The sequence below is a fragment of the Thiomicrorhabdus indica genome (assembly GCF_004293625.1).
GTDB lineage: Bacteria > Pseudomonadota > Gammaproteobacteria > Thiomicrospirales > Thiomicrospiraceae > Thiomicrorhabdus > Thiomicrorhabdus indica.
In genome coordinates this window covers 989,770-1,006,636 of sequence record NZ_CP033040.1, presented here as the reverse complement: position 1 = coordinate 1,006,636, position 16,867 = coordinate 989,770, and the positions used below count along the sequence as shown (strand labels likewise).

Below are 16,867 nucleotides of genomic sequence, written 5' to 3'. Positions count from 1 at the left end.
CACTTTCGGTTCCATCGCACTCATGTGGTGGCTAAGTACGATTACCGTTGTAAACTAAGTTTTTAAGAACGGTCATAAAAAAACCCAGCACAAGCTGGGTTTTTTTGTGGGTAAAATTTGTCAGTCATTTCGTTATAAAAAACACTTAAAGCGTTTCTAAAACGGCTTCAAGAACTTAACAGTAGCGCACCGATAAAACCGCCTCTAAACGTTCAACCTCCGAGAGCAACTCTTGGTTTTTATCCGACTGTAAATCAATCAAAGTCACTGCAAGCGCTTCTCTTGAACGGTTATTCATTTCTATAATATTTTCTTCTGCCTCTTCGATACAATCGGTAATTTGCGCAATCATCCCCACCCTATTTTGGTGAATTACGAGCAGTCGACTGCAACCGTTTGGAATCTCACCGGCCGGTAACTCTGGTAAATTAACTGAATAACGAATCTCACCTCGTTTTAAAAATGCATCCAATGAATGAATCACTTGTGTGGAAGCATTTTCTTGCGCCTCTTTGGTCGATGCACCTATATGAGGGAAGCACATAACTTTGTCATGTTGCAAAAGTGCACTTTCAGGAAAATCTGTAATATAAGCACTTAATTGTTCCTTTTCCAAAGCCGATAAAACAGCTTGCCGGTCGACTACTTCATCTCTGGAAAAATTCAACACAAAACTACCGGCCGGTAACAGAGCGAGTTTTTCCTGATTCAATAGATGATGAGTTGCTTCCATATAAGGCACATGAATCGATAGCGCTTCACAATCATTTAACAAAGCCGTCAAACTGGATTTATGAATCACTTCAGAAGACAGTCGCCATGCATTTTCAACCGAAATATGTGGATCAAAACCAAAAACCTTCATTCCCAATGCGACGGCTTTATTAGCAAGCAAAACTCCAATCGCACCTAAACCAATAATCCCAAGTTTTAAACCTTGTAACTCTCGCCCTTGGAACTGGGATTTTTCAGACTCAACCTGTTGCGCTAAATTTTCCGAATGGGAATCTAACCGGCCGGTAAACTCTAACGCTGGTTCAACATGTCTAACTTGCATTAGAATTGCAGTCAAAACCATCTCTGCTACCGCATTGGCATTCGCTCCAGGTGCATTAAAAACCGCAATCCCTTGTTCACTCATCCGCTCGACAGGGATATTATTTACCCCAGCTCCAGCACGTGCTACAGCCAACAATCCTTTGGGCAAGGATAAATTGTGAAGATTTTTTGAACGGAGTAAAATCGCCTCAATCTCAGAACTGGCCAAGTCACATTGATTCTCGGAAACAACCTCATAACCCTGAGATTGCAACTGAGGGTGCATCTTGTCCGAAAAATGATTCATTAAGCAAATTTTCACAAGCGAATTCCTTTAAGATCAGTTCTTTGATAGCGGTTCAAAACTTTTACCGCGGTTATTTTGACGGCATCATTGATGAACATCCAAACCGTCGCATACAACCAAATCCAACCGGCCATTTCCCAGCCAATAGGTGCAATAAAGATGCCATAAACGGCAAAAAGGGTGCCGGCTATCTGCGTCCCCACAATGCTCCAAAACAGATACTTCGATGGAAATGGGCGCTCCCAAAACCACCCATCACTTCGCAGAATCCAGAGAGTAAAATGTCCCGCTATAAGCAACTTCAAAAAAATCAAACTCTGAATCGTTTCTTGAGGCAGACCTTGTATCTCTAAAATATAGAACAATAAGAAAGAAGAAACCACTCCAGAAATCCCAATGATGGTGGAGAGAGTCAACAGTCGCCTCATATTCCAACGAACCGGTGTGCCGTTGCTGCGTACATTGTCATAAGCGATTGCTAAAATCGGCAAATCATTGAGCAACGCCAATAAAATCACCATAATCGCCGAAATGGGATAAAAATTAAAAATCACCACTGCTAGGGTAATAAACAAAATCAAACGAATGGTTTCTGTAATTCGAAACGTCGCATAGGTCTGCATTCGTTTAAAGGTTTCTCGAGATTGTACGATTGCCTCATTGATCACCGACAATCCCGGTTGAGTCAGAATAATATCTGCGGAGGCTCTGGCAACATCCGTTGCGCCGGACACCGCGATTCCACAATCGGCTTTTTTCAATGCTGGCGCATCATTGACACCATCGCCGGTCATACCGACCATGTGTCCGCCCTGCTGCAAGGTCGAGACAATTTTATATTTATCCTCAGGAATCACCTCGGCAAAAATTTCGGTTTCTTCTATTAGCTGTACAATTGCTGATTCATGTTGATAAATGAATTCACGATCTAAGACCGAAGTATCATAAAGATGGGTAACTTGTTCCATTACCTTCTGCGCAAATCGGCTCGCTTCAACGCGAGTTACCTCTTGATCAAGGTTTTGATAAATCGCCTGAGTTAATACTTGCGCAAGTTCAAGTAAGGTTTGACCTCCTCCCCCCGTTAGCTTAGAGGCTTGTAATCCCTTGCCTTCCAACCCTAATAAACGGCCGATTTCTTCTGCTATTGCCAGATTGTCGCCAGTTATCATTTTGACTTGAACACCATGTCCTATCATCTGTTCAATCGTTTGCTGCGAATCCTCTCGTGGAGGATCATAAAAAGGCAATAATCCAAGTAACTCCATCTGCAACTCGCCTTTACGAGCCACCGCTAAGGTTCGATAACCTTGTGCAGCCAGAGTGCTCACTTTTTGCGTCATTTGCGCATAACCCTCTGGCGTCAAATTGCACATTTTAAAAATAACCTGTGGCGCCCCTTTAAAAGCGGTAAAAGTTTGCGCCTCACCGTTACCATCAACGTGATAAGTGCCTGTTGAAAACTTTTCGTTGGGATTAAAAGGTGTGAAATGCGTTTGCTTGAATTCAAATGCCGTTGACTCTAAATTTTGCTGCGCATACTCAAATAATGGCAGTTCAATCGGGTCGTTATTTTCGCGCTTAGAGGCGGCCAAGGCATTTTGCATTAATGAAAATAAATCGAACCCCTCAGCCACAATCGGTTCTGATATTTGCATACGATTTTGCGTTAAAGTCCCTGTTTTATCTGAACAAAAAACATCTACTCCAGCCAACTCCTCAATGGCTGTAAGTTTAGAGACGATGGCTTGGCGTTTTGCCAAATTCATGGCTCCGACGGCCATGGTGACGGACAGAACAGCAGGAAGCGCAACCGGTATCGAAGCAACAGAAAGAACTAAGACAAATTGTAAGATTTCAGTTAATGGATCACCGCGATTCAAGGAGACCAGTACAATAATACTGGCCATAATCAATGTCAGGGCAATTAGAAAGTGGCCAATATGAATGACCATCTTTTGGAAGTGACTGGTTTCTTTATGTTGAGCACGAGTAATCAAGGCAACGACTGATTGAAAACGGGTTTGCGCCCCGGTATTAAGCACAACTGCAAGCATTTGGCCTTGCCGAACAAGTGTATTGGCGTAGGCAACATCAGTCGCTTGTTTGCTAACAGGTAAGGATTCTCCCGTTAATGCAGACTCATCAATCAGTAAATAATCCCCTGAAATCAACTGAACATCAGCAGGGATAAGATCTCCCATCTTCAACTCAATAATATCGCCTGGCACCAGATATTTACTGGCAACTTGTTGATAAACGCCATCGCGTAATACCATGGATTGCGCTTCAAGCGTATTTTTTAAAACCTTCAATGCATTTAGAGCTCGATGTTCTTGCAGAAAGTCTAACAGCGCATTCACGAGTAACATCACTAAAATAATTGTGAAATCTTCCCATTTATCGGCCAACGCTGACAAAATGGCTGCGATTTCAATCATCCAAGGAATCGGCCCCCAGAAACGTTTAAAGAAGCGCTTTAGCACGCCTTCTTCTGGTGCCAGAATTTCATTGAGACCATATTTTTTTTGACGAGATTGCACATCGTCACTGGATAACCCAGAATCAATATTGGTCTGTAATGTTTGAATGGTCGATTCAATCGGTTGTTTGGCAAATCGATCGGTTTTTTGATGCATAATCAAGCTCCCAGATTCTTTGTCTCAATATTAAACGACACAACCTCAGGCGTGCCATTTTATTTGAGAAATTAAACCTCTTGTCATGAGAGCAATCCAAAGCGTTTATCGTGTTTATCGTTGTGAAGAGAATTGAAAATGAGTATGGAAATGATCTTGAGGAAATACCGGCCGGTAAAAAAGGTAGTATTAAGAAACGAAAAAACCGGCATCTAAGCCGGTTTTCACTCTTCAAATAACGAAATTAAACGTTCATTAATGAGAAAACAAGGACGCTAGCAAAAACCAATGCGCCTGGAATAATAACTCTTTCCATACTATAACCCTTCAAAAAGTAATATATTTTATAGCTTTATTTTGATTGTCGCCCAAAAGGGCGTTTTCGGTGGGTTATTATAACGAGCGTTTTTACAGTGTATTAGCTTCTAATAAAAGAATTTTTTATTCACTTATTAAAATTGTTTTGTAAAAATCGAACTGATTAGCCTCAACTCCCACTGGGGTTTGTTTGCTCCCTGACATATCGATTCCATTCACCAATCGCAGAACTCGCCGCCTGATAATGTTGTTGTGAAGCCGCTTTATGTCTTTCTATATAGTCCAAAATGCAGGTTTTATATTTCTCATGTGCTTCATTAAACTCGGCGACCTCTTCAAGTGACTGGAATACTTTTGGTTTCTCCGGCTTTGCACAATGATGACCGGCCGGTAAAGCTTGTGCAAAAACAGCATTCAAACCGACAACATAGATGGAAACAATCCAAACAATCTGTTTAAACCTTAACATCAGCCAACTCACTTTTTAATTCCTTGTTTTTCTTGGCAAACCCTGCGCCTTTCTTAGTTTTCGCCTGAAGGTTCAAAGCTTCCACAATTTGTCTATAATCCATTCCCTGACGATGCATCTCCACAAAACAAACGGCCACCACAGCAATTGGGTTTGGTACTTCACCCTTCTTTTTATAGGACTGTAGGTTTTTTTCACTCACCTTGATCAGTTTGCTGAATTTAGGCAGACTAATCTCCGCGTCTAATAAGTATTTTTTAAATTCGATAAACGTCACCGTCTCCCCCTAAGATTGCGACAATTTTGCGCGTTAATTATCGCATAGCAAGGTCAAAAAACTGCAAAAAGTCCGCCTAAATTAATTTGTTAAAAAATTTGATTTCTAAAATCCTCATGCGTATAGTTAGTAATAATTTATTACTAAACGTAATAAATATATAAAACCAACTCAGTAATAATCATTAGGAATAGTTAAAATGGCAAAAGCAATTAAGAAAAAAGCAATCAAAAAAACAGCGACCAAAGTAGCAATGAAAATGGTTAAAAAAAACGACCTTAAAAAGAAAAAAGCTGCCTCTGTAATTAAAAAAGCGACTAAAAAAGTGGCGAAGAAAGGTCTTTCAAGCCAAAAGAAAATGAAAGCTGCAACCAAAAAAGCGGTTAAAAAATCTGCATAATTTCGACAGATTTATAAAAAAGAGTCAGTAGAACGTTACAAACACGTCAACAGACTCACAAAGCCAGCAATTTGCTGGCTTTTTTATGCCGACTGAATTTACCGGCCGGAAAATCGATACACATATTTTATTGATTAACAACTCTCGTAAATAAAACAAAAAAGACCACACTCCCTTCCTCTGCGGCTTTGATACGAACCACTCTATAACTATGTCACTTTACTGGTTGCACCCTTAACCATCTATTTTGATTGATTGTAAATACCCTTAAAAAATTTAATGCGCTTTTATAGACAAACAAATCAAACACTTAGCTATCTCCAATTAAAACATCGTTGTGTGATAACCCTTTAAAAAGCAGGTACTCTTATAAATTTTTTTTTTGAGAAACGATTGATTTATTCATGAGTGAATTCCATTAGCTTGCCGTAGAATAACCATAAATTTCAATTATCTATTCATAACATTTTTTTAAATCACAGACTTTATACCGGCCGGTTAAAACCTTAATGAATAGAGAAAAATAAATTTGACATAAAGGAAAATGCATGAAAATTGCGGTTACAAGCGCGAATGGGAAAACTATTTGCGGGCATGCTGGCAAATGTCCTGGATATTTGATTTATGAAATCAACAAAAATCAAACCATTCGCCAAACGCATATCAAACTAAGTCGAGACCAACTACTTCGAGAATTCAGCTACCCGATTTCCGGCTATCCCGATCATCCTTTGGCAGGGATTAATGTGTTTATAACTCAAGGATTAGGTGATGGATTGCAGGCACGTTTGGAAAGCGACAACATTAAAGTCATTGAGACCAAAGATATAGACCCATTATTGGCAGTCAATCGCATTGAATTAACACGTCACTAAAATTCAAACATCGGCTCTGGTTCAACTCGTTGAGCCAACTCCGTTAAATCTTGCTGATATTCAGACAACTCTTCCTGTAAATATTCATATTGAATATGTGAGCTGTTGGATTGAATCACTTGAACAAGCTTAAAAAATTCTTGTTTATTTGCATCATAAATCAACTGATGCTCTGGTAAACGGTAAGACTCCCCTTGCGTGTAAAGATGAGTAAGTTTGTTGGACAAAACTTCGTCAGTCATTTGCGGTGCGAAGGTAAGAACTTCCAAAAATTTCGTTTGCCACCTTTGACGTGTGCTTAAAAGTACATCTTCCATAGGGATATAGTCTTTTTGCCATTTAGCAATCAATTGCTGTTGTTGTTCATTCAGCTCACCCAGAAAACTCTCAAATAAGTCAGTCACTTTCTGAGCGCGTTCTTCTCTAATTTCTACTTCCGACTTGCCTTCAAACCGGCCGGAAAACTTTTTATTCGATTTGGTAAAACCTTGGCGAATTTGTTCAATTTGGTCAGCAGAGAGCTGGCGAATCAACACCACACTCGGCTGAACAAGCGGCGAAACCGTTTGACTCAATAAAACGTTAAGCTGACGTTCCAAGTCTAAAAGTTTTGCTCGACTATACGGTTCAAATACCTGATTCTGTGGATTCCAGCTTTGAGAAGATAATTCAGATAAACGCTCTAAGAAATTCGCATACTCGGGTAACGCTTGATGTCGATGCCAAGACAAATAATCGTCCAACTGGGAATCGAATAACTCAATCTGCCCACCTTCAAACTCAATAAAATCCTCAAGATACCAAGGAATTAACCACTCTAACTGGTTATAGGCGAACTTTAAGGTACAACCCGACAACAACGTTATGATGAAAACAAAGACAAATACTCTTAAGCGAGAAAACATACACACCCCAAACTGACTTCCTCTATTGTGGCGTACTTTTCTCTGTAAAAGCTCAATGAATAATGAACGTAACAAAAACATTTACCAACACACTAAAAGCACTCATGGACTTAATCTACCGGCCGGTAAATATTTCGATACAAAAACCGGCATTGCACCGGTTTTATAAAAAGTTAAATTTTCAACTCACTCTTCTTGTACTTAACCTTCCGTTCCAAAATTATCCGCCACATAATCAATATCTTTATCACCACGTCCAGAAAGATTAATTAGCATGGTCGAACCTGGGTTATCTCGTCCATGCTTCATGGCCCATGCTACGGCATGCGAACTTTCCAACGCAGGGATAATTCCTTCCATTCGGGAAAGTTTATAAAAAGCATCCAGTGTTTCTTCATCTGTGACCGCATGATAATCAACCCGCCCCGTCGTTTTAAGGTGAGAATGTTCTGGGCCGATACCTGGATAATCCAAGCCGGATGCAATGGAGTGGACTGGTGCAGGATTGCCCTCTTCATCAGACAACAACATACATTTAAAACCGTGAATCATGCCCGGTTTTCCATAAGTCATGGTCGCAGAATGCTCACCTAATTTAGTGCCGCGCCCTAATGGTTCAACACCATTTAGTCCAACATTTTGATCTTCGATAAAGCCGGCAAACAAGCCCATCGCATTAGAACCGCCGCCAACACAAGCCCCCACTTGATCCGGCAGCTCATTCGTCATCTCAAGATATTGTTCACGCGCCTCATGACCAATCACCGACTGGAAGTTACGCACCATTAATGGAAATGGGTGCGGACCCACAACCGAACCAATGGCAAAAATTGCACTGTCTGCTTGCGTGACATAGGATTGGAATGCGGAATCCACGGCTTCTTTTAAACTGCGACCACCAAACGAAACCGGAACAACCGTTGCACCCAATAATTTCATGCGCGTGACATTCGGAGCTTCTTTCGCAATATCAATCTCACCCATATGGATTTCACATTCCATACCAAAATAAGCCGCAGCTGTCGCCAAAGCAACACCATGTTGTCCTGCACCGGTTTCAGCAATTAATTTGGTTTTTCCCATATGCTTCGCCAAAAGTGCTTCAGCCATACAGTGGTTTAACTTATGCGCGCCCGAGTGGTTAAGATCTTCACGTTTTAAATAAATATGCGCTCCAACTTCTTTACTCAAATTATGCGCATAATAAACCGGTGTCGGGCGACCTTGGTAGTGCTTACGGATATATTTCAGTTCATTTAAAAAATCTGCTGAACGCCCCAACTCTTGATAGGCCTTGTTGATCTCCGCAAAATGCGGCTCCAACTCAGGCGGCAAAAATGCCCCACCAAACTCACCAAAATATCCTTCTGCATTCGGACTGTTTTTTAAGTACGACATTCACGACTCCATCTTATTATGTGTTTTCAAATTCCAGACCGTAAAGAATAGAACGAAAAATAACCTTGTAGACACAAATACAATAAAAAGTTTCAATAGCAAATAAAATTATTTTTAATCATGCTGACATCGAGTAAACCGTTCAATTTAGACGCGTACGCTTCCAAACAGACGGTAGGAATAAGATGCAATAGAACCTAGCTGACACGTTTGTTTTTTATTTACAGATTTTCACTCTTGCAAATAACTACCATTAATCGGATTTCAACCATGCGATGGCTTCAGATTCGGATTCAAAATAACGCATCTCACCAGAAATAAACCAACTACCGATTTTTGACGCCCATTTTTGCCACGCTTTACTGCCCAACAACGCAATTCTTTCAAACTGAGAACCATGCTTTAAACCGATTTTAAAATCATCCCAAGCAGCATGTAACTCCCAACCTTCAAATTCTCGTGCGTCAAACAACATCCGAATATTTGGCGCATCTGATTGCGCTAAAAAACTTTCCAGCATTGGTGTTAATACTTTGTAATCATCATGCGTTAAAACACCAAATGCTTTAAGCACAATAAAAAACTCACCCTCATAACGATGTAAACCAACTGAAATTCCATGAGACTTCATAACATCCTCCTCAAATGGATTAACCTTACACTTTTATTTTACGCCCTTTAAACCCCCCACTAAATTCCAAAAACAAAAAAACCAGCATAATGCTGGCTTTAAGATATTTGTATTTTACACAGGCAAGATTTATTCAAATGATTACCGGCCGGTAGCGTTTTTTCTTATATTTCATTTGCCAACGAACACAAACAAATTTCCGCTCTGTGCTTTACAAAAGCAATAAGGAAATCACAATCAAAGAACACAGATTTCAAACACTGGCGACCTAAAATTGACGAGATAAATAAAAAGATATAAATAAAAAAAGAGGCCTAGAACGAATCTAGGCCTCTTTTTAACAAATTCGTATTCCTACACAAGCGCGCAGGAAAGTGCAGACTTTACAGCACTACGATATTTTCAGCTTGCGGGCCTTTTAACCCCGACTTAACGACAAACTCAACCGCTTGTCCTTCCATTAGCGTTTTAAAACCATCGCTAACAATTGAGCTGAAATGGGCGAAAACATCCGGCCCAGACTGTTGCTCGATAAATCCGAAACCTTTTGTTTCATTGAACCACTTAACGGTTCCTTTTACTGTATTAGACATAATACCATCCTAAATTTTGAATAAATTGACGCCTGCAAGAGGCCTGACTTGCTTAGAGATAAACCTGATGAAACTTAGATACTGCAGGACGAGGTGTTACACAAAATAAAACAGCGAAATGAAGGATGTAAATCGTAAAGAATTTTCTAGCTCGTTGAGTATACGGAACAACCTCAGGAATTACAAGGAAAAAATTTCAAAAAGTACATATTTTTATTAAAATTCTGCAACTCCTATCCAAAAACCTTTAATTACCCGCTTGTCGATATTATCGTGCGCCTCGTTAGATATGCATTCCCACGGGGAAATTTAATTTTACTCTGACACCTTTATACTTCATATCTTGCGAGAAATTAGTAGCAAGAGCATGATTCATTGGCATTACATCACTTCTTGACCTTTCTTCAGATAATCTAATCGCTCTAGACACTTCAGCTGTTGGGAAAGCTTGAATCGCCACTAATCTTTTATCTCATCAAGTTCACTTGTACTCTTTGCCGTTGTATTTTAGTACCGTTGTTTTTGTTGCAGTCTTTTCGTTAGAGTTACATTCCCCGTCATCACTCACGTTATCTGTAATGGTTTTAACTTTGGTTTTGAGGATGATGTTATTAAAACCATTGGATTGTTGTTCTGACATCATCAAGATGCTGTCAGTTTCGGTAAATTCACCAGAACACTCACCATCCCATTGACCATTCAAGGTTTTAACCGGGTATTTATCAAGAATTTTTTCTAGCTTATCGCCGGTCTTGATAAACAGGCTCAACGTTTCACTTTGATACTGAGTCACCCTAGACGTACCAGCATGTCGTACCCGAACACCAAAAGCCCGAATATCATGTGTTACTCGGTATGGCGCCGTGTCTAAGTTAATTTCTCTAAGCCGGATAGCATCCGAATACCAGCCATTTGTTTGACTAGTTTCAAAATACTGATGCGTGACTTTTCCAGACCGATCATCAGCTATAACGATATGGCTATTCAACTCAAAATAGCCCTCTCCTTCATCGACAATCTCAGGGATAACCACGATCACTTCATGCGATGTTTCTGGATTAGTTTTGGAGACAACTAAATCTGTTTTGACCGAGAGCGGAGCAAGATCCATCTCTTTTAAAACGTATAAAACCAATGCATCATTATCAATGGTATCGTTCAGATTTTTTGACTCTAGCTTGTCTATAGTGCCATCTTGATTGATAACAAACTCCTCCTCAATAATCGCCTTAGTCAATCCCCAAGAACTGTGCTGGCTGGTTATCGCATGTTCGCTGATTCTTGACGTTGTTATCGTTTGACCTTTACCAATCTCGTCATAAGCAACTAATTGATGGTCAATGACATTACCCTGCATATCATAGTTAATGAGGGTAGACTCCATTTCGTACTTACCTACCCAATACGTCACAACTACCGTATAAAAGTGTTGTGACAAGCTGACTTTATACGACATCACTGATCGGTACTTAGATGTCTCTTGATAAAAATCCGGATACACCGCTTCAATATTTAAAGCACCATCATCAATGGGTTTAAAATCTTCTGGTTCAATGAAAATATCAAAGTTGGTGTTATCAATGAATGGCACTTTTCTCTCTGGTATCGACTTAAGTGCATTTTGAAAATCTGAAATTTTCGTACTCTGGTTTGTATCAACTTCAACCGCCATTTCAACTTCTGATGCGGCATCCTCCACATCAGGCTGCTCACCCCCAAAAACATAAAAAGGCAGTAGGACTGACATCAAAAAGACAGTTCTCAAAGAGTTCATAGTCATATCACATCAAAAGTTTTTTCAAGAAGATAGTGCAACACAGCCACAACGATTAACAGAAGCAACAGCGAAATCACACGTTTTAGGAAAAAATGTTTAGATTGCTGCCATTTTCTTTTTAAATAAAAAACATCAAGCAAGATAAATAACGCGGCCAAAATCACACCGAAGGTGGAGCCAACATAAATCACACCAAAAATAAATAGTTTCAAAGTAACGAATGATATAAGGCTAGTTTCTTCGGGTATCTCTCCAAGAATAAAGGTAAAGAGCAGGAAAATATACCCCATGCCAAGCAAGAAAGCGGCTATGGCCCAAAGTACATATTCAAAAATCCGTTTTAACATGGCGGCTCTCATTAACAAGGCGATTGGCCTTCCCCTTCATTTGGCAACGATTCCATTTTGTTCAATAAGTTGGGATGACTATAGTCTATACCCTGCTTGATATTACAGGTATAAGTAGGCGCTCCTTCTTCATTACTTTTTTTGAACTTGACTACGGAATGGGTGAAAATGAATTTTCGATCGATAAAAGCAATATGATGATAAGCCTCATTTAGGCCACGATCTGGAAACCTTGTGTGAACGTAAAATCCGTTTTTCTCCGCAATCACATCGACAATTTGCTGGCCACCATCTTGTGAAAAATTGGTCGTTTTAAAAGCAAATCGATATACCCCGTCTGAATTGATAAACACCAACAAGTCATCTGATTGGTAAGGCTTGGCACTGACAACCTTATCCATTGCATAGTCGTTGTTAACATCAATATCTCTAATGAAGTAGTTTTCGTTATCCACGTAATAGGAAAAATCTTTATTGATTGGGTTCAAACGCTCTTCCCATCCTGCAAACTCATTCGCAAACAAATCGTAAACGATATGCATTTTGTCGTTGTTGAGACTGTGAGTAAATACTTTGTCAAACTTAGGATGAGGTCCATCAAAAAGGAAAAACAGAACCGATTTTGCATCGCTGTAGTCCAGATCATTGATAAGGTAATATCGACGCTTATCCCTGATATAAACTAATGCTTTATTTTGAAAATAATTGACGGCGTCCGCTTGCCATCTGCCACCTTTAGCAATGCTAATTATCTTATCGTCAAATTCTCGATACCTTTCATTATCGATTAACGTGAAGAAATAAGTAATATACGCATCACTCACGTTATATAGTTTATTAGGACGATCAGCTTGCTCATCCCAGCCAAAAAGAGTGACAAACTGCTGAAAGTCTGACGGAAATTGATTTAGAAACTGCTCTTCATTTTTTGTTGAATAAGCCAACTGAAGTTGATCTATGAGAGTCTCAGTATCTATTGGTTTTTCAACGCTTTGATATACGTGAAGATTAGTAAGACGCTCAAACTTAACCAAGTTACCGTCGTTGAAATAACTGATTTCACCACAATAAAGTGTTGGCTCAGATTCGCAGGGAGCATAATAAAACTCTGCTAACTTGTATCTGAAATACATCCCCAACTCTTCAGTCACTAATCCACCGAGGTCTTCTTCATTTTCTAAGAAATATGCGGTCCCTTCATCTTGAAACACACTGATAGGAAATGCCTTGTAATACGCATAAAAGAAAATGACGTTGTCTTTTTGGTAGCTCAGTTTTTTACCATCGGGAATCTGATGACTCAGGTGATTTTTTATTTTTTCTCTGATTAATGAATGGAATTGATTTTCATCATTTTCATAATACTTGACTAAGTAAAGATTAGGATAGACTTCAGATTGGATGAGCATCATCTGTTTGAAAAAGAAATGATGAATACCCAATCCTACCGAACCGACAAGCACAATGCCTAAACATATCCATGATCTTATTTTATTTACTAAAATCCACTTGACTAACCTAATGGCAAGAACGAGTATGCCGGTCAGCAAGAGGAGCAGAAAAATAATGAGGATCATCTCCATGAAGTAGTACTTCTATCGGCTCTTGAAGATAGCTCTGAGGCAAGGTTACTAATTAGCCTTCTTTTTTCCTTCTCCTCAGATGAGGGGAAAACAGGCGTGAAAAGACTCGTCACCTCTTCTTAGCTTTTTTATCGAGAATTTTGTGGTTCATGATTTATCCCGTAGATAGGTTTCACTCAGCGGCTTTGTAGTGAAGGAGAAGCCGCAACGAAAAAAACGTCGCCGTGGCTGGCTTGTTAAATTTTTATAACGCCATGTGCAGCAACGGATAGGCTTTACCCTGCCCATCGACTGGAGAGCGTCCTGTAACCTTAAAACCAATATGCTGATAAAAACCTAGCGCCTGCTCATTCTGTTCATTAACGTCGACCTTTGATGCTCCCTGCTCATTGATAGCATTTGACACTAACATGACACCGATGCCTTTTCCGCGCGTATCAGGTGAGATGAACAGCATTTCAATACTACCGTCATGTACGCCGCAAAATCCCTGTATTTCACCGTTGCCATTTTTAACGCACCTTAAATCAACAGCGTCAAAATACTGTTCTAGAATTAACGTCTTTAACTCCTGTAGATCAGCTTCAGCTAAAAAGTCGTGGGTTGCCCTGACCGATGCCTCCCATATCTCTATCAGCTTAAGGTGATCTGTTTTTTCTACGATCTCGATATTCATAACGTTTAAGCTAACCGGCAGCGCGGTCGGGTTGAGTGAATTGTTATAACTTTTTAATAACTTCATCTGTATCGAATGAGTAACGTTGAACCCATCTTTTGAAATTCCCATCATTTAAAGATAGTTGAAATCTCTGAGGCAAGTTTATGTTGCCTTCGTTTGCCCTTTTAGTCCCATTAAGAGGTAAAGCTTTTAGACATTTTAATTCCTCACTCATCTGCTCTTTAGTTAAATGAAAATTATATGTGCAAATATTTTCGAAATCTCTAGCATCTATAATAAGAATGTAATACCCATCAATGGGTTGCCAGGGGCGTACGCCAGTTATGTTTGCTGCTTTATTTGTTACCGTCAATATAGATGTTTTGATTTCATAATATTTGCTGTTTTTTCTGAAATCACCTTTATCTTCATTTGCTTTCACATGTTTCAAATCATTTTGAAAAATGACTCTATTTTGAATTTTTGTTCCGTAAGATTTTGGAGATAAAGCTAATATCTTTTTTATAAAAATATTCCAATTATCATCAAAACCATAACTTCCAGAAACTGATTGTTCTTTTATTTCGTAAAAGGTTCTTAAAAAAATATCTAGCTCTTCATTTGTCATAATTTACCAATGCTATAACGGGGTAGCGATAACCTGCGTGGTTTCGCGACCTAAAAACTTTAATTTTTGGGGATTGAAAGGCGTCAAGTTGATTGCATTGTTACGAGGAGCGCAAGCGAGTCGAACAATGAAATCTATTAGCGCCACCCCGTTACGGGCGACCGCTTGCGGTCGCTCGTAACGCCCAGCTCAGCGGGCAATTTGAGCGCAGCGAAAATTGATCCGCTGCAGCTCTTTGTTAAGGCACGATTGCCGCTAAAGCCGGAAGAAATGGGGCCACGACGGGACCCAACACTGTCATGTGATTTGATAGCAAAGACATAAAATGCTGATAGTGTTCTTTAAAGCTTTGAGTGCCCTGACTAGAGCGCATTTCTTCGACATTGTTACATAGAGGCACTGTAATCTCTGGCTGGTTAACGGACTGCAATGCCTCCAATAGCTGAGAGAATAATTCCGCATTTATATCGTTGTTTGTAGCATGCTGCTCAAAGCTATGACTACCAGTCGCAACATTCTGAACGCTGCCTGATATATAGGTATTAAATATTTGATTTACTTTTTCTGGAGGTACTGGAGAAGAATTCAGAGCAGCCTCGCCAGCATCAGGATCTTGCGCTTCTATTTCCAAGACAAAATTCAAAATTCTATTTCTAATTTCATCTAGCGCGGCGATTAACGCAGTAATGGGAATTACTTTCCAAGCTTGCATGCAGTTCATGCCTTGATAGATTTTCTGACCTACCATTGCAACAAAATCAGGGTTCCAAGGTTCTTGAGCAGTTCCACCGTCTGATTTACTTACCAGGGCTTCAATAGAAGCAACTGGCTCCATCATGTTAGATCGTGACATGGTTTCACGAAATTTTTCTGGCAAACAAAACATGGGGATGTCCGCGTTATTCATACCAGAGCCAAATGCACCAGAAAAATGACCTTTTGATGTTACATGCAAAACTCTATATTCCGGTAAGTCCTCAACATTCTTGTAGCCACTTAGTTCAGAGTCTACCCAGGACTTGAACTCTTCGCTTCCGAGCCGAGCTGCTAAAACCTTGCATTTACGCAATAAGCTAGCAAGATCCGTTTTGGAATCGATTGCCGCATCTTGTATCTCTCTTAGTAGTGACATCAATACTCCTTGAGTGCCTTAACGTTTAAGCTAACCAGCCACGCGTTAGCGCGGTCGGGTTGAGTGAATTGTTAGGCTTATCTAAAATTGAATACCATCCCTTCTGGAAGATCATAAAGAAGAGACCTCTTTATTGTGCCTTGAAATTTGGTTGAAGAAATAATCTGTTTTTTGACTTCATTAGCTTCACTTTTAGTCAGCCTTGGATCAATCATAATTTGATCAACTAACTCGTGAGGATCGATGGAATAACTGAATAGCTTAGAATCTATTTTTTTATCTTTATCCATGTAAATTAATCTAACTTCTTTTTCATGTCTAAACGCTGGCCTTTTTACAAGAAGTGTTTTGGCAAAACTGGTTGGCTGTGGTAGACCTGTTAATACGGTGTTTGCAAACGCCATCAGTCCTTTATTTGGAAGATACTCAACTTTACCTATGTAAGACTGGACGTTTTTCAATTCTCCGAGAGTAGAGCTTAAACTTTCAGCGAGCTTACGGACAGTTGTGCGAATTCTTACACTTTTTTTATCGTTTGAATATATTCTCCACATCGCATCAGATGCTTTATGTAAAGTCCAACACTGCCCATAGTAATCATCACTAAAATCAATATTCGCGATAGTTCCATCGTCAAACCTTACATTTGATTTCATAATGAAGTTTTCAAAAGGGTCATCCCAAAGCTCAGGACTAACAAGCACATTTACTTTTTCATTAAACAATTGATTTAATCTGTCTAGCGAAATGATTCTATAAATATATTGATCTAGCTCGCTGTCTTTTAAATTCAAGTAATTCACGAATTGAGTCATGTTGTTCACTTATGAGATTAGTTAATAGGGAAAGAATAAAGCCTAACGCCGCGCTCTGCGGCAAATTTGTAGCGTAG

The 16,867-nt window shown here is 39.6% G+C and carries 17 protein-coding genes; 2 read left to right on the top strand and 15 right to left on the bottom strand.

What is annotated here, in order from left to right; all coding sequences use genetic code 11:
• Nucleotides 1-175 precede the first annotated feature (175 nt).
• The 4 genes from D9T12_RS04180 to D9T12_RS04165 form a co-directional block, all read right to left on the bottom strand.
• Nucleotides 176-1,360 (bottom strand): 3-phosphoglycerate dehydrogenase family protein, encoded by a 1,185-nt coding sequence (locus D9T12_RS04180; protein ID WP_130537000.1) that lies wholly within the window; start codon nucleotides 1,358-1,360, stop codon nucleotides 176-178.
• Nucleotides 1,357-3,984 (bottom strand): plasma-membrane proton-efflux P-type ATPase, encoded by a 2,628-nt coding sequence (locus D9T12_RS04175; protein WP_130536999.1) that lies wholly within the window; start codon nucleotides 3,982-3,984, stop codon nucleotides 1,357-1,359. Before D9T12_RS04175 ends, D9T12_RS04180 begins: the two co-directional genes overlap by 4 nt.
• 487 nt (nucleotides 3,985-4,471) lie before the next feature.
• On the bottom strand, nucleotides 4,472-4,783 hold the full coding sequence (locus D9T12_RS04170) for a hypothetical protein (protein ID WP_130536998.1): 312 nt from the start codon (nucleotides 4,781-4,783) through the stop codon (nucleotides 4,472-4,474).
• Nucleotides 4,758-5,048: a hypothetical protein gene (locus D9T12_RS04165; RefSeq protein WP_130536997.1), complete on the bottom strand. Its 291-nt coding sequence runs from the start codon at nucleotides 5,046-5,048 to the stop codon at nucleotides 4,758-4,760. The genes D9T12_RS04170 and D9T12_RS04165 overlap by 26 nt, the downstream gene beginning before the upstream one ends.
• Nucleotides 5,049-5,247: 199 nt before the next feature.
• Between D9T12_RS04165 and D9T12_RS04160 the strand changes: the two genes are divergently transcribed.
• Entirely contained in the window at nucleotides 5,248-5,448 is a 201-nt protein-coding gene (locus tag D9T12_RS04160; protein ID WP_130536996.1) for a hypothetical protein, read from the top strand.
• Between the two features lie 548 nt (nucleotides 5,449-5,996).
• Entirely contained in the window at nucleotides 5,997-6,323 is a 327-nt protein-coding gene (locus tag D9T12_RS04155; RefSeq protein ID WP_130536995.1) for a NifB/NifX family molybdenum-iron cluster-binding protein, read from the top strand.
• On the opposite strand, the gene D9T12_RS04150 is transcribed toward D9T12_RS04155, so the two are convergent.
• The 11 genes from D9T12_RS04150 to D9T12_RS04100 form a co-directional block, all read right to left on the bottom strand.
• The gene (locus D9T12_RS04150) at nucleotides 6,320-7,228 is read right to left on the bottom strand and encodes a DUF6279 family lipoprotein (RefSeq protein ID WP_130536994.1); all 909 of its coding nucleotides are present in this window, start codon (nucleotides 7,226-7,228) and stop codon (nucleotides 6,320-6,322) included. The genes D9T12_RS04155 and D9T12_RS04150 overlap by 4 nt on opposite strands.
• Before the next feature lie 201 nt (nucleotides 7,229-7,429).
• Complete coding sequence (gene trpB / locus D9T12_RS04145) at nucleotides 7,430-8,626, bottom strand: tryptophan synthase subunit beta (protein ID WP_130536993.1); 1,197 nt, start codon at nucleotides 8,624-8,626, stop codon at nucleotides 7,430-7,432.
• Between the two features lie 253 nt (nucleotides 8,627-8,879).
• Entirely contained in the window at nucleotides 8,880-9,257 is a 378-nt protein-coding gene (locus D9T12_RS04140) for a SpoIIAA family protein (RefSeq protein WP_130536992.1), read from the bottom strand.
• Between the two features lie 383 nt (nucleotides 9,258-9,640).
• Complete coding sequence (locus tag D9T12_RS04135; protein ID WP_130536991.1) at nucleotides 9,641-9,850, bottom strand: cold-shock protein; 210 nt, start codon at nucleotides 9,848-9,850, stop codon at nucleotides 9,641-9,643.
• A gap of 481 nt (nucleotides 9,851-10,331) precedes the next feature.
• On the bottom strand, nucleotides 10,332-11,597 hold the full coding sequence (locus D9T12_RS04130) for a PA3715 family protein (RefSeq protein ID WP_130536990.1): 1,266 nt from the start codon (nucleotides 11,595-11,597) through the stop codon (nucleotides 10,332-10,334).
• A 29-nt stretch (nucleotides 11,598-11,626) separates the two neighbouring features.
• Nucleotides 11,627-11,974, bottom strand: coding sequence for a hypothetical protein (locus D9T12_RS04125; RefSeq protein WP_130536989.1), 348 nt, complete (start codon nucleotides 11,972-11,974; stop codon nucleotides 11,627-11,629).
• 11 nt (nucleotides 11,975-11,985) lie between these two features.
• Nucleotides 11,986-13,557, bottom strand: coding sequence for a hypothetical protein (locus D9T12_RS04120; RefSeq protein ID WP_130536988.1), 1,572 nt, complete (start codon nucleotides 13,555-13,557; stop codon nucleotides 11,986-11,988).
• A gap of 244 nt (nucleotides 13,558-13,801) precedes the next feature.
• Nucleotides 13,802-14,233, bottom strand: a complete 432-nt coding sequence (locus D9T12_RS04115) for an acetyltransferase (protein WP_130536987.1) — start codon at nucleotides 14,231-14,233, stop codon at nucleotides 13,802-13,804.
• A gap of 43 nt (nucleotides 14,234-14,276) precedes the next feature.
• Nucleotides 14,277-14,843, bottom strand: coding sequence for a hypothetical protein (locus tag D9T12_RS04110; RefSeq protein ID WP_130536986.1), 567 nt, complete (start codon nucleotides 14,841-14,843; stop codon nucleotides 14,277-14,279).
• A gap of 238 nt (nucleotides 14,844-15,081) precedes the next feature.
• A complete protein-coding gene (locus tag D9T12_RS04105) occupies nucleotides 15,082-15,975 on the bottom strand; it encodes an AbiTii domain-containing protein (protein ID WP_130536985.1) in 894 nt (297 codons plus the stop codon).
• A gap of 77 nt (nucleotides 15,976-16,052) precedes the next feature.
• Nucleotides 16,053-16,790 carry a DUF2971 domain-containing protein gene (locus D9T12_RS04100; protein ID WP_130536984.1) on the bottom strand — a complete coding sequence of 246 codons (738 nt, stop codon included), beginning with the start codon at nucleotides 16,788-16,790 and terminating at the stop codon, nucleotides 16,053-16,055.
• Between the last annotated feature and the right edge of the window lie 77 nt (nucleotides 16,791-16,867).